The 12,921-nt window shown below is 73.9% G+C and carries 11 protein-coding genes; 9 read left to right on the plus strand and 2 right to left on the minus strand.

The genetic code is table 11. The features are described 5' to 3' along the window. Positions 1 to 112: 112 nt before the first annotated feature. From AC3CH1_RS28615 to AC3CH1_RS28625, 3 genes are all read left to right on the plus strand, one after another. Positions 113 to 1,051 carry a PAC2 family protein gene (locus AC3CH1_RS28615; RefSeq protein ID WP_397916283.1) on the plus strand — a complete coding sequence of 313 codons (939 nt, stop codon included), beginning with the start codon at positions 113 to 115 and terminating at the stop codon, positions 1,049 to 1,051. A gap of 31 nt (positions 1,052 to 1,082) precedes the next feature. Then, positions 1,083 to 1,685 carry a dephospho-CoA kinase gene (coaE, locus tag AC3CH1_RS28620; protein WP_488465537.1) on the plus strand — a complete coding sequence of 201 codons (603 nt, stop codon included), beginning with the start codon at positions 1,083 to 1,085 and terminating at the stop codon, positions 1,683 to 1,685. A gap of 91 nt (positions 1,686 to 1,776) precedes the next feature. Continuing rightward, positions 1,777 to 2,145, plus strand: coding sequence for a tetratricopeptide repeat protein (locus AC3CH1_RS28625; protein WP_488465538.1), 369 nt, complete (start codon positions 1,777 to 1,779; stop codon positions 2,143 to 2,145). A gap of 242 nt (positions 2,146 to 2,387) precedes the next feature. Here AC3CH1_RS28625 and AC3CH1_RS28630 read toward each other — a convergent pair whose 3' ends face one another. Continuing rightward, on the minus strand, positions 2,388 to 2,729 hold the full coding sequence (locus AC3CH1_RS28630; RefSeq protein ID WP_488465539.1) for a DUF6343 family protein: 342 nt from the start codon (positions 2,727 to 2,729) through the stop codon (positions 2,388 to 2,390). A gap of 174 nt (positions 2,730 to 2,903) precedes the next feature. Here AC3CH1_RS28630 and AC3CH1_RS28635 point away from each other — a divergent pair, with 174 nt between their 5' ends. After that, positions 2,904 to 3,602 (plus strand): class I SAM-dependent methyltransferase, encoded by a 699-nt coding sequence (locus AC3CH1_RS28635; RefSeq protein ID WP_488465540.1) that lies wholly within the window; start codon positions 2,904 to 2,906, stop codon positions 3,600 to 3,602. Positions 3,603 to 3,647: 45 nt separating this feature from the next. Here AC3CH1_RS28635 and AC3CH1_RS28640 read toward each other — a convergent pair whose 3' ends face one another. After that, entirely contained in the window at positions 3,648 to 4,004 is a 357-nt protein-coding gene (locus tag AC3CH1_RS28640; RefSeq protein ID WP_488465541.1) for a hypothetical protein, read from the minus strand. 344 nt (positions 4,005 to 4,348) lie between these two features. Here AC3CH1_RS28640 and AC3CH1_RS28645 point away from each other — a divergent pair, with 344 nt between their 5' ends. From AC3CH1_RS28645 to AC3CH1_RS28665, 5 genes are all read left to right on the plus strand, one after another. Further along, positions 4,349 to 7,387 carry a DEAD/DEAH box helicase gene (locus AC3CH1_RS28645; protein WP_488465542.1) on the plus strand — a complete coding sequence of 1,013 codons (3,039 nt, stop codon included), beginning with the start codon at positions 4,349 to 4,351 and terminating at the stop codon, positions 7,385 to 7,387. Beyond that, entirely contained in the window at positions 7,384 to 8,739 is a 1,356-nt protein-coding gene (locus AC3CH1_RS28650) for an SWIM zinc finger family protein (protein ID WP_488465543.1), read from the plus strand. Before AC3CH1_RS28645 ends, AC3CH1_RS28650 begins: the two co-directional genes overlap by 4 nt. Positions 8,740 to 8,782: 43 nt before the next feature. Continuing rightward, a complete protein-coding gene (locus tag AC3CH1_RS28655; RefSeq protein ID WP_488465544.1) occupies positions 8,783 to 9,514 on the plus strand; it encodes a DUF7873 family protein in 732 nt (243 codons plus the stop codon). Between the two features lie 458 nt (positions 9,515 to 9,972). Next, on the plus strand, positions 9,973 to 11,217 hold the full coding sequence (locus AC3CH1_RS28660; protein WP_488465545.1) for an AAA family ATPase: 1,245 nt from the start codon (positions 9,973 to 9,975) through the stop codon (positions 11,215 to 11,217). A 233-nt stretch (positions 11,218 to 11,450) separates the two neighbouring features. Next, positions 11,451 to 12,848, plus strand: coding sequence for a VWA domain-containing protein (locus AC3CH1_RS28665; protein WP_488465546.1), 1,398 nt, complete (start codon positions 11,451 to 11,453; stop codon positions 12,846 to 12,848). Positions 12,849 to 12,921: the final 73 nt, after the last annotated feature.

A 12,921-nucleotide genomic window follows, 5' to 3' on the forward strand; every position in this document is an offset into this window, starting at 1 on the left:
ACCGGCAACTGACACGCCGTGAACCGTCCTCACCGGGGAAAGGTCCGGGCGCGGGGAATGCGTGTGCCGCCCTCCGTGTTCTTCTCTAGGAACACGAGGAGGAGCGGTAACCGTGCCTGATCCGCAGAGTTTGTACGAATGGGAGCCGAAGGGCCTGGCCGTCGTCGACATGGCCTTGGCGCAGGAGTCGGCCGGCCTGGTCATGCTCTACCACTTCGACGGCTACATCGACGCGGGCGAGACCGGCGAGCAGATCGTCGACGGCCTGCTCGAAACGCTGCCGCACCAGGTCGTCGCGCGCTTCGACCACGACCGGCTCGTCGACTACCGCGCACGGCGCCCCCTGCTCACCTTCCGGCGCGACCGCTGGACGTCCTTCGAGGCTCCGACCCTGGAGGTGCGGGTGGTGCAGGACGCCACCGGAGCGCCCTTCCTGCTGCTGTCGGGCCCGGAGCCGGACGTGGAGTGGGAGCGGTTCGCCGCCGCCGTCGAGCAGATCGTCGAGCGCCTCGGCGTCCGGCTCGCGGTGAACTTCCACGGCATCCCGATGGGCGTCCCGCACACCCGCCCCGTCGGCATCACCCCGCACGGCAACCGCACCGACCTGATGCCGGGTCACCGCAGCCCCTTCGACGAGGCCCAGGTGCCCGGTTCGGCCGAAGCCCTCGTCGAGTACCGACTGATGGAGGCGGGCCACGACGTCCTCGGGGTCGCCACCCACGTCCCGCACTACGTCGCCAGGTCCTCCTACCCGGACGCGGCGCTGACCGCGCTGGAGGCGATCACCGCGGCGACGGGTCTCGTGCTGCCCGCGCTCGCCCACTCCCTGCGCACCGAGGCGCACCGCACCCAGACCGAGATCGACCGGCAGATCGGCCAGGGCGACGAGGAGCTGGTCTCGCTCGTCGAGGGCCTGGAGCACCAGTACGACGCCGTCGCCGGCTCCGAGACGCGCGGCAACCTCGTCGCCGAACCGGTCGACCTGCCGTCCGCCGACGAGATCGGCCGCGAGTTCGAGCGCTTCCTCGCCGAGCGGGAGGGCGAGGGCTGAGCGCCCCCGCCCGGCCCGTAGGCTGCGGCCCATGCTGAAAGTGGGCCTGACCGGCGGCATCGGAGCCGGCAAGAGCGAAGTGTCGCGGCTGCTCGTGAAGTACGGTGCCGTCCTGATCGACTCCGACCGGATCGCCCGTGAGGTCGTCGAGCCCGGTACGCCCGGACTCGCCGCCGTCGTCGAGGAGTTCGGGCCGGACGTGCTGACCGCCGAAGGCGCTCTGGACCGCCCGGCGCTCGGCGCGCTCGTCTTCGCCGACGCCGGGCGGCTGGCCGCGCTCAACGCGATCGTCCACCCCCTGGTCGGCGCCCGCGCGGCCGAACGGGAGCGGGCGGCCCCCGAGGACGCCGTCGTCGTCCATGACGTCCCGCTCCTCACGGAGAACGGGCTCGCCCCTCTCTACGACCTGGTCGTGGTCGTCGACGCCTCGGCCGAGACCCAGCTCGACCGGCTCGTCACGCTGCGCGGAATGACGGAGTCCGACGCCCGTGCCAGGATGGCCGCACAGGCCACCCGCGACCAGCGCCGGGCCGTCGCCGACCTGATCGTGGACAACGACGGGCCGTTGGAGGCGCTGGAACCGCAGGTGCGCACGGTCTGGGACGAGTTGGTCCGCAGGGCCGCTGTCCGCTGAGTCCGCGTGCGGGACGCCCCGGCCGGGCGCAGCGGAATACCGGCTCCGGGGTGGACGTTGGAAAACCGCGAGGGAAGGGAAGGATGCGACCGTGCCCGAGAGGAATCCGGAGACCCACGTCATCGACTTCCGTGCGGCCGAGCAACTGCTCGACGCCCGGGACCCCCGGGGTGCCGTCAAGCTCCTCGACTCGGTGATCGCCGCCCATCCGGAGAACACCGCCGCCCGGCTGCTCCGGGCCCGCGCCTTCTTCGCCGCCGCCCAACTGCGCCCCGCCGAGCTGGAATTCGAGCTGGTGCTGGAGCGCGAGCCGGACAACGCGTTCGCCCACTTCGCCCTGGCCCGCACCTTCGAACGGGCCGGCCGCCCCGAGCAGGCGACCCGGCACTTCCGCCTGGCTGCGGCGCTCGACCCGAAGCCGGAGTACCTCCGGGCCGCGAAGTTCGACGAGCGGCCCTGACGGGGCGGGCCGACTGCGCGGGGACACGCCCCAGGGGCGTCCGCGCGGGCCTGCCTTCCGGATATCCCTAGGCCCTGTCGTCGAACTCCCGTCGTCGCCCGGAGGGCGGCCCTGCGGGGTCAGGTGCGTGCTCTCGGCGTGCCGGGCTCACGTCCTCGTACTGGACGTACTCGGGCGTGGGCCCGGTGCGGCGAGAGTGCGTGCATGGCGCCGCGGGGCAGACGGGAGTTTGACGACAGGGCCTAGGGGCGCCCGGAGGACGGGCCCGCGCGTCCCTCGTTCCTCCAGCCGCTGTCCGTGCCGGGCCCCGGCCGACGTGAAGGGCCGTCGCCGTGGTCCGGCTCGTACGGCGGGACGTCGCGGCCCGGCTGGTAGCGCGGGCCCTGGCGCATGCGGTACGCGATCACGCAGAGGTCCACCACGGCGAGCAGGAGCACCACCCCGCAGGCCGCCGCCCAGCCCGGCCGTCCGTTCAGGGCGAAGGCCACCAGGCCGAAGAGCGCCCATGCCATTCCCCACAGGCTGAGCCAGAGCCGCATCCGGAGTGGACTGCGGGCGGTCGCGGGTTCACTGCCGGTACGCATGACGATCACCTCACTCCACCAGCATGGACCCATCCGGCGGCGTACGGAACGGAACGCGGCGCACGGGGGAGGAGCGGGAGCACCGGCCGGGGAGGGTCGCTACGCTGCGGGCTCCGGTGCTGACCCCGCGTGATGGCCGGGGAACTGAGCCCGGCGACGGCTCGTTCGTCCTGCATGAGCGAATCACTGGTACGCGAGGGGTACGAGGGGACCGGTCCCGGAGCCATCACGCCTGACGGGTGCGCGGTGGAGCTGTATCGCCGGCTGTCCGTCGGCGACGAGCCGGACGTGATCGCGGGCGTCGCCCCCGCCGGGGCGAGCATCCTCGAACTGGGCTGTGGGGCGGGCCGGGTGACCCACCCGCTCGTGCGGCGCGGATTCCGGGTGACGGCGGTGGACGAGTCGCCGGAGATGCTGGAGGAGATCGTCGGGGCGCGCAGGGTGCGGAGCCCCATCGAAACGCTGGACCTGGACGGCGAGCGGTTCGACGTGGTGCTGCTCGGCTCGTTCCTGGTCCACGCGGGAGAGCACCGGGTGCGCGACGGGATGCTGCGCGTCTGCCGCGACCATGTGCGGGACGACGGGATCGTCCTCGTCCAGCGTGAGGGGGCGGCCCACCGCTCGGAGCTGCCGTGGGAGCGGACCGACCCGTCCGGCGGTCTGATCCGGATCGTCGCCGCGGATCCGGTGGGCGACGGTGTGCGCTCGGTGCGCGCGGAGTATCACTTCGACGACGCGCGGTGGACGCAGACCTTCCTGTCGCGGGAGCTGTCCGACGAGGACGTCGCCCGGCATCTGGCGACGGCCGGACTCACGGTGGACCGCACCCTCACCGACGACGGCACCTGGCTGCTGGCCCGCCCCGTGCTCTGAGGAGCCGCGACCGGGCGGGCCTCCAGCCGCGGTCCCCCCTGTCGCTCAGTGGACGAAGCTGTAGCTGCGCCACGGCCCGCTGCCCGGCGGCGCCACATCGCTGAACCTGGTCGGCACGTACGTCGTCCTGCCGCCCGTGCAGTCCCGTGTGCGGTAGAGGATGACGTCGACCAGCGTCCCGTTCTCCACCTCCCGGGCTCCCGCCGGGGCGATCCGGTGGCAGCCGCGTACCGACGGGCTGTTCACCTGGAGCACCGCTTCGCGCTCCGTCGTGTACGTCACCGGGCCCACCGCGGTGCGGCCGAGCCCGGAGCAGCCCGAGACGGCGAGGGCGAGGAGCGAGGCTCCGGCGGCGATCCGGAGGCGGCGTCGGCGACGGGGAACGGTGGCGGTCACGGACATGGGCGGGTCCTCGTCTGCTCGTCCGGTGCTCGTCCGGCGATTCGGTACGTCGGGAAGACGTGCTGGCGCTGGCCACCCTGCCCGCCCCGGGGCGGGCAGGCACCCGGTGCGCGGCCGACCGGGCGAGCCGCGGTGCGACGGACAGGATTCCCAACAGCCGTTCGCCCGTCACCGAGCGTGGCGGACCACGCGCGGAGCGGGGAACCCGCCCGGTCGATTCCGCCGCCGCTGACCTGGGGTGATGCGGCGGGCGTCCGCAGTGTCAGACCTCCCGCCTAGACTCGCGGAGTCAGCACATTCCGTGCCGACGGAGACCGCGGATCAGGTGGGAGGGGGTGACGGACATGACGGCACGAACCCGCGAGAGCGAGCAACGGGAGACCGAGCTGCGGGAGACCGAGGACACGGCCCGGACCGCCGACGCCGGACGCCTCCTGCGCTGCGCGGCGGTCTTTCTGCCCGGCCCGGTGCCCAGGGACGGCCGCATCGCCTTCTGGGACCCGCTCGCGAGCGCCGGCCCGTGGCACGACGACGGGGCGCGGGGGCGGAGCGGAACGCCCTTCGGGTACGCGGAGCCCCCCGGCAGTCCCGACTCCGTCCCGTGCACCACCGCCCGGCTCACGGTCGTCCGGCCGGACCCGGCGGCGGGCCCCGGAAGCGTGCGCGCCGTCGCGGTCCCCGCGGCGCTGCTGTCCGTCGCCGACGCGCTCCCCCTGCTCGTCCGGGCACGCCATCAGGCCTCCGCCCACCCCGCCACCCGCTGCTGGGGGGCGGCTGCTCTGCACGCCCTTCAGCTCGTCGCCCGCGGCAGACTCCTCCCCGGACTCACGGCGGACGGTCACGACGCCTGGCGGGCGGGCCCGAGGGACGCCGAGGACGTCGCGCACCTGCGGGCGGTCGCCGCCGCCCTGCCGCCCGAGGGGCACGCGGCGCCCGCCCCCGGTTCCGGGCCGCCCCGGCTCCCCGACCCCGAGGCACTGCTCGGGGCGTTCCTGGACGCCGTCGCCGACACCCTGCCGCGCACCCCCGCCGCCGCGTTCGCGATGGGCGCGCCGTTCGCCGCCCGCGAACCCCAGCATCTGCCCCATGTCGCGGCCTGGGCCGTGGAGGTCGCCTCGGGCCTGGACGCGGGCGTGCGGGTCTCGCTCCGCCTGGACCTCTCCGCGTACGAGCTGTTCGACACCGCCGACACCTACGCGGTCACGGCCGCCCGCGAGGAGACGGGGACCGACGGAGGATCCGCGCCGCCGGAGCACCCGGACGACCCGGCGGTCCGGCACGCCGCCGCTGCCGTCGTCCAGGTCCACAGCCTCGCCGACCCGACCTACGTGGTGGACGCGGCCGCCCTGTGGAACGGCGCGGCGGGCGAGCCGTTCGGGCCGCGTGCCCGGGTCGACGCGGTGCTGGCGCTGCGCCGCGCCGCCCGCGTCTGGGCCCCGCTGGAACGACTGCTGGGGCAGCCCGCCCCCGATGTGCTCGCGATCACCGAGGACGAGCTGTACGAGCTGCTGAGCGACGCGGGATCCCGGCTGGCCGCCGCCGGGATCGAGGTGCACTGGCCGCGCGAGCTGGCCCGTTCCCTCACCGCGAGCGCCGTCGTGCGGCCCGCGCCCGGATCGGCCACCGACGGCACGTCCTTCTTCGACGCCGAGCACCTCTTCGCCTTCGACTGGCAGCTGTCCCTGGGGGAGGAGCGGCTCACCGAGGCGGAGATGGACACCCTGGCCGAGGCCCACCGCCCGGTGGTGCGGCTGCGCGACCAGTGGGTGGTCGTCGACCCCGCCCTCGTACGCAAGGCGCGCAAGCGGGAGCTGGGACTCCTGGATCCGGTGGACGCGCTCGCCGTCGCCCTCACCGGCAGCGCGGAGGTGGACGGCGAGCGCGTGGACGCCGTCCCCGCCGGGGCGCTGGCCGCCCTCCGTACGCGCATCCTCGCCCAGGACACCACGATCGCGCCGCCGCCCGGCCTCGACGCGACGCTGCGCGACTACCAACTGCGCGGTCTGGCCTGGCTGGACCGGATGACCTCGCTCGGGCTTGGCGGCTGCCTCGCCGACGACATGGGCCTCGGCAAGACGATCACCCTCATCGCCCTCCATCTGCACCGGGCGCACCCCTCGCCCACCCTGGTGGTCTGCCCCGCCTCCCTCCTCGGCAACTGGCACCGCGAGATCAACCGCTTCGCCCCCGGAGTCCCCGTGCGCCGCTTCCACGGCACGGACCGGACCCTGAGCGACCCGGACGGCGGCTTCGTCCTCACCACCTACGGGACCATGCGCTCCAGCGCCCCCCAGCTCGCCGAGCAGAGCTGGGGCCTGGTCGTCGCCGACGAGGCGCAGCACGTCAAGAATCCGCACTCCTCCACGGCCAGGGCGCTGCGCACCATCCCCGCACCGGCCCGGGTCGCCCTCACCGGCACGCCCGTCGAGAACAACCTCTCCGAGCTCTGGGCGCTCCTCGACTGGACCACGCCCGGACTGCTCGGCCCGCTCAAGGCGTTCCGGGCCCGGCACGCCCGGATCGTGGAGAACACCGGCACCGCCGCGGGCCTGGGCAACGAGGAGGCGGTGGAGCGGTTGTCCCGGCTGGTGCGGCCCTTCCTCCTGCGGCGCAAGAAGTCCGACCCCGGCATCGCCCCCGAGCTGCCGCCCAAGACGGAGACCGACCACCCCGTCTCCCTCACCCGTGAGCAGGCCACGCTCTACGAGGCGGCCGTCCGCGAGACGATGGCGCAGATCGAGGCGGCGGAGGGCATCGCCCGCCGGGGTCTCGTCATGAAGCTGCTGACCTCGCTCAAGCAGATCTGCAACCACCCCGCCCAGTATCTGAAGGAGGAGCCGACCCGGCTCACGGGCCGCTCCGGCAAGCTCGCCCTCCTCGACGAACTGCTCGACACGATCCTGTCCGAGGACGGCTCGGTCCTGATCTTCACGCAGTACGTGGCGATGGCGAAGCTCCTCTCCGCGCACCTCGCCTCCCGCGCGATCCCCTCCCAGCTCCTCCACGGCGGTACGCCGGTGGACGAGCGGGAGCGGATGGTGGACCGCTTCCAGTCCGCCGAGGTCCCCGTCTTCCTGCTCTCCCTCAAGGCGGCCGGCACCGGGCTGAATCTGACCCGCGCCGCCCATGTCGTCCACTTCGACCGCTGGTGGAACCCCGCCGTGGAGGAGCAGGCCACCGACCGGGCGTACCGGATCGGCCAGACCCAGCCCGTGCAGGTGCACCGGATCATCGCGGAGGGCACGGTGGAGGACCGGATCGCCGAGCTGCTGGAGTCCAAGCGGGTCCTGGCCGACGCGGTGCTCGGCAGCGGCGAGAGCGCCCTGACCGAGCTCAGTGACCGTGACCTCGCCGACCTCGTATCGCTGCGGAGGCCCGCATGAGCCCGCGCCCGACCACCGGCCCGGCCGCCCGGAGGTCGGCCCCCCGCGCCCGGCCCGGCCCGGACGACCTGCGGCGCACCTTCGAGGCGGTGCCCGCCCGCACCTCCGCCGAGGGCGAGCCCTTCGCGGGCAGCTGGTGGGGCCGGGCCTGGGTGGACGCGGTGGAGTCGCTGTCGATGGACGAGGCCCGCCTCGCCCGCGGCCGCGCGTACGCCGACGACGGCCAGGTCGCCGCGATCACCGTCACCCCCGGGCGGGTCGTCGCCTATGTGCACGGCAGCCGGGCCCGCCCCTACCGCGCCGAACTGCGGCTGCGCACCTTCACCGACCCCGGCTGGGAGACCCTGCTCGACGCGGTCGCCGCCCACCCCGGCCACCTGGCCGCGCTGCTGGCCAAGGAGATGCCGCACTCCCTGGCCCCCACCGCCGAGGAGGCCGGTGTCCGGCTGCTGCCCGCCGCCGACGACCTCGACCCCAGCTGCACCTGCCCCGACCACGGGCGGCCCTGCAAGCACGTTGCCGCCCTCTGCTTCCAGACGGCCCTGCTGCTCGACGGCGACCCGTTCGTCCTGCTGCTGATGCGGGGCCGGGGCGAGCGCGAGCTGCTGGACGAGCTCGGCCGGCGCAACGCCGAGCACTCCGCCCGGGAGCGCCCCGCCGCTCCCGCCGTCCCGACGGTCGGGGCCCCGGAGGCCTTCGCCGCCCGCTTCCTGCCCCCGCTCCCGGCCCCCTTGCCCGTACCCCCGCATCCCGGCCAGCCACCGTCGTATCCCGATCTGCCCGGCGCCCGCGACCCGTTGGGCCTGGACCACCTCGCCACCGACGCCGCCGCCCGCGCCCACGCCCTGCTGACCACGGGCCGTGATCCGCTGGCCGGGCTCACCCCGTGGCAGGACGCGGTCCGCCTCGCCGCCGCCCGGCCGACCGCCGGGCTCACCGCCACCACCCGCGCGCTCTACCGGGAGCTGGCCTACGCCACCGGCCGCACCACCACCGATCTCGCCCGCGCCGTCGCCGCCTGGCGGCAGGGCGACGCCGAGGGCCTCGCGGTCCTGGAGACGCCCTGGGACCCGCCGGCCGGCCCCTTCGACCGGGCCAGGCCCGCGCTCGCCGCCGCCGACTTCCCGCGCTTCACACCCTGGCGCAACCACCTCACCCACCCGGACGGTTCGCTCCAGCTCCGCTTCGGCCACGACCACCGGTGGTACGGCTACGAATCCGATCCCGGCGCCGACGACTGGTGGCCGCGCGCCGCCCCGGACCCCGACCCGGTGGCCGCCCTGGAGGCCCTGCTGGCCGGCGACTTCGTCCCCGACGTCTCCGGCACCGACGACCCGTCGTACGTACGGTAAAACCCTTGGCCAGGGGAGAGTCGCCCCTGTTAGCGTCCACGACGTGGCGAAACTCAATCAGATCATCGCAGTGGAGAAGGGCGTCAAGTCCAAGGCACACCAGGACCTGACGGCGGCTCATCACGGCCTCCAGAAGACCGGACTGCTGGCCGGGATCTCCCGGACCTACCAGCCCAAGGACGAGGAGGGCGAACAGCTTCCGCCCGAGTCGACGCTCGTCCAGGTCAAGGCCGAGGACGTGCTGCGGGACACCGCGGTCACCCTGACCCGGCTCTTCGATGTGACCGCCACGAAGGACTGGGCGAACTGCTCGGCCCGGGCCGATGTGACGGTCGACGGCCGGGTGCTGGTGAGCGAGATGCCGGTGTCGTATCTGCTCTTCCTGGAGAAGCAGTTGACCGACCTCAACACCTTCGTCCGCAAGCTGCCCGTGCTGGACGCCGCCGAGGCCTGGGTGCAGGACCCCTCGACCGACTCCTGGAAGACCGAGCCGGTCCGCACGGTCCGCACGAAGAAGGTGCCCCGCAACCACGTGAAGGCGGAGGCCACCGAGAAGCACCCGGCGCAGGTCGAGGTGTACTACGAGGACATCCCGATCGGGTACTGGACGACGGTCAAGTTCTCCGGAGCGCTCCCGGCGCGGCGCGTCAACGAACTGCTGGACCGGATCGAGAAGCTCCAGCAGGCCGTGAAGTTCGCCCGCGAGGAGGCCAACGGCGCGGACGTCACCGACCAGCGGGTGGGTGATGCGGTATTCGGTTACCTCTTCGGGTGACCGACCATGGATTCCCCGGGCGCCGCTCAAGGCGGCCGGGGTGCGCGAGGAGCGCAAGCTGAAACTGAGGCTTGTCGTGAAGGCGCGGTTCCAGTGGAGGTTCAACTCCTCCCTCCGGCACGGGCCGGAGTAGCCCAAGCAGGCAGAGGCAGACCGCCGTCAATCTCAGACTATTGCTCCAGACTCAGCATTCGCCGCCGATCGCCGGATCGAACGGGCCCGGGCCCGCGCGCGTCGAAATGCCGGTTCAAGTCCGGCCCGCAGAGCTTCGATCTGCGGTGGTCCAAAGGCAGGACGCGACGACATCAGACTGACCCGGATCCTTAAACGTGCCGGCGTGCCCGATGGGCGGCACACTCAGGGCCCGGAGGCCGGCTACGCCTCCGGGCCCGCTCCCGTTCCCGGGCAGCGGGGGAGACCCGGAGCCGACCACAGGGGCGCGGGACCCGCAGGGCACAATGCAGGACGTGCGAGGTACAGACGTGCAAGGTGCAGGGGACGTGCAGGGCTCAGGGGACGCGCAGTCCACAGCCGCCCGGCTGCGGGCGATCTGTGACGAGGTGTCGGACCGCTTCTACGAGCGGGCCGACGTGGTGCGCACGCTGGTGGTGGCGCTGCTGGCCGGGCAGCACTCGCTGGTGCTCGGCCCGCCCGGAACGGCGAAGTCCGAGATCGCCCGGGAGCTCACCGGCAGGGTCCAGGGGGCCGCCTACTGGGAGATCCTCCTGTCGAAGTTCACCGCGCCGACGAGGATGTTCGGTCCCGTCGACGTCGCCGCGCTCGCCCGCGGGGAGTACCGCCAGGTGTACGAGGGCCGCGCCACGACCGCGCACGTCGCGTTCATCGACGAGATCTTCAAGTGCTCCACGGCGGCGCTGAACGAGACCCTGGGCTACCTCAACGAGCGGATCTACCACCCCGAGAGCGGCGGCGAACCGATTCGCTGCCCGCTGATCGGCGCCATCACGGCGAGCAACGAACTGCCGACCGGGGAGGACACGGCCGCGATCTACGACCGGCTGCTGGTGCGGATCGAGGTCGGATACCTGGCGGACCCGTCGAACTTCGCCGTGCTGGTCCGCTCCGCCGTCAGCCGCCCGGCGGCCCCCGTCCGCACCACCGTCGAACTGACCGCGTTGCAGGAAGCGGTGACCGGATCCGTCCCGGCCGTGGACGTCCCCGACGCCATCGTGGACGCCGTGTGCGCGCTGCGGGCGGCCCTGCGCCGCAAGGAGCTCATCGCCTCCGACCGCCGCTGGCGGCAGGCGGTGCGGCTGCTCCAGGCGTCCGCGTACCTCGACGGCCGCCCGACGGTCTCCGAGACCGACCTGACGGTGCTCACCCACGTGCTGTGGGACTCCCCGGCCCAGCGCCCCACCGTCGAGCGGGAGGTGCTGCACCTGGTCAACCCCGACGCCAAGGAGGCGCTCGACCTGGCCGACGCCCTCGACGAGCTGGAGGCCCAGCTCGACGCCATGGCGGGGCAGTCCCGCGAGGCGCTCAGCGACTGGGTCATCAAGAAGGCCCACAACAAGCTCGCCACGGCGGGCAAGCGGCTGGAGAAGCTGCGTGCCGAGGCGGCGGGCGCCGGCCGCTCCACCGCCGCCATCGACCGGGTCACCGGCCGTCAGCGCGCCGTCCGCGCCCGCGTCCTCACCGAGGCGCTCGGCATGGACGCGAGCATGGTCCAGGACCGGCTCTGAACACCGGGAGGAACAGCGGCGCAGGCAGGGCGCCGGCCGCGCTCGACGCACTCGCGGGCCGGGCCCGGACGTGGCTGGGCCACTCCACGGCCCTGCGGAGCACGGGGGCCGTCGTCGCGGACCGGTTCGAACGGTTCACCTGGCGCGACACCCGCGAACAGTCCGAAGGGCTGCGCGAGCTGGCCCAGGAGCTGGGCGAGCGCCACGACCACGCCGCCGACCTCCTGGCCGATGTGTTCCTGGCCGCCTACAAGGCCGGCCTGCGCCTGCGCGAGCGTACGGAGATGGAACCCTCGCGCCTGGTCAACCACCAGATCGTCACCGCCCTGGTGGAGTCGCCGGACTTCGCCGCGCTGCGCCGGGAAACCGTCGGCGACCCGTACGCCGCCGCCATGGCGGTCCTCGCCCAGTCCGGCGCTCTGCGCAGGATGCTGGAGCGCGCCCAGGACGCCCAGGGGCGGGCCGAGCGGGCGGCGAAGGCCCTCCAGGACGCCGACAGCGCTGCGACCGCCGTGGCCGAGGCGCTCCAGCGCGCCGCCGAAGAGGCCGGTGAGGACGGCGGCGTACCGGCCTCGACCGCCGACGCCGTCCACCGGGCGATCGAGGCGGCCGAGGCGACCGGAACCGCCGCGCGGCTGGCCGCCCGGGCTGCCGAGCAGGGAGCCGCGGCCGTCCCCGGCCTCCGCGCCGCCGCGCATCACGCGGCGGCGACGGCCGCCGATGCCGTCCGGGAGGAGGCCGTGCTGATGCGGGCCTGGGGTGTGGGCCCCGACGAGCTGGAGAGGATGCCGTACGCGCGTCGCGCCCGGCTCGCCGAGCGGCTGCGCGCCGGCCGTCTCGCCCGGTGGGCGGAACTGATCGGCCGCTTCCGGCAGATGGCCGACGGCGAGCGGGCCCGCAAGGTGGAGAGCACCTCCGGGGAGCTGGTCGGCGTCACGCTCGGCGACGACCTCTCCCGCCTGATCCCCTCCGAGCTGGCCAACCTCGGGCTGCCCGAACTGCGTGCCGTCTTCGCCGCGCGGTACGCCGCCGGGGAGCTGATGCTCTACGACAGCCGGGGCGAGCAGCCGACGGGGCGGGGTGCCGTCATCGCGTGCGTGGACACCTCCCACTCGATGTACGCGGCGGGGCCCGGCGGGGTCACGCGGGAGGCGTGGTCCAAGGCGTGCGCCCTGGCGCTGCTGGACCAGGCCCGCCATGCCGGGCGCGACTTCGTCGGCATCCTGTTCTCCGCCGAGGACAGGATCCAGGTCTTCCGCTTCCCGGCCGGACGGTCCGCCGGCATCGAGCGGGTGCTCGACTTCGCGGAGACCTTCCTCGGCGGCGGCACCAGCTACCAGACGCCCCTGACCGCGGCCCGCGAACTTCTGGAGGAGGAGTTCGACGACGCCGCCACCACGCGCGGCGACATCGTGATGATCACCGACGACGAGTGCGGTGTCACCGAGGAGTGGATGCGCGGCTGGAACGCTGCCAGGCGGGTGCTGGGCTTCCGCGTCTTCGGCCTCGCCGTCGGCGCCCCGGGCGCCGCCGAGGCCGGTTCGGTCCTGGACGCGCTGTGCGACAACCTCCGCTCCATCGAGGACCTCACCGACGTCCACGCCGCCGCGGACCTGTTCAGGCTCATCTGACCCCGGCGGGACCGGGCCTCAGCTGACCTGACGTCGGCAGGTGCCGTCTCGGCCGACCCCGGCCGCCAGGTGC

The organism is Streptomyces sp. MGP-P1 (assembly GCF_057766565.1).

What these genes read in the sequence shown, in the direction of transcription:
- AC3CH1_RS28630 (WP_488465539.1), bottom strand. Translation starts at nt 2,729, where the DNA reads ATGCGTACCGGCAGTGAACCCGCGACCGCCCGCAGTCCACTCCGGATG.
- AC3CH1_RS28645 (WP_488465542.1), top strand. Translation starts at nt 4,349, where the DNA reads ATGACGGCACGAACCCGCGAGAGCGAGCAACGGGAGACCGAGCTGCGG.
- AC3CH1_RS28650 (WP_488465543.1), top strand. Translation starts at nt 7,384, where the DNA reads ATGAGCCCGCGCCCGACCACCGGCCCGGCCGCCCGGAGGTCGGCCCCC.
- coaE (WP_488465537.1), top strand. Translation starts at nt 1,083, where the DNA reads ATGCTGAAAGTGGGCCTGACCGGCGGCATCGGAGCCGGCAAGAGCGAA.
- AC3CH1_RS28635 (WP_488465540.1), top strand. Translation starts at nt 2,904, where the DNA reads ATGAGCGAATCACTGGTACGCGAGGGGTACGAGGGGACCGGTCCCGGA.
- AC3CH1_RS28660 (WP_488465545.1), top strand. Translation starts at nt 9,973, where the DNA reads ATGCAGGACGTGCGAGGTACAGACGTGCAAGGTGCAGGGGACGTGCAG.
- AC3CH1_RS28640 (WP_488465541.1), bottom strand. Translation starts at nt 4,004, where the DNA reads ATGTCCGTGACCGCCACCGTTCCCCGTCGCCGACGCCGCCTCCGGATC.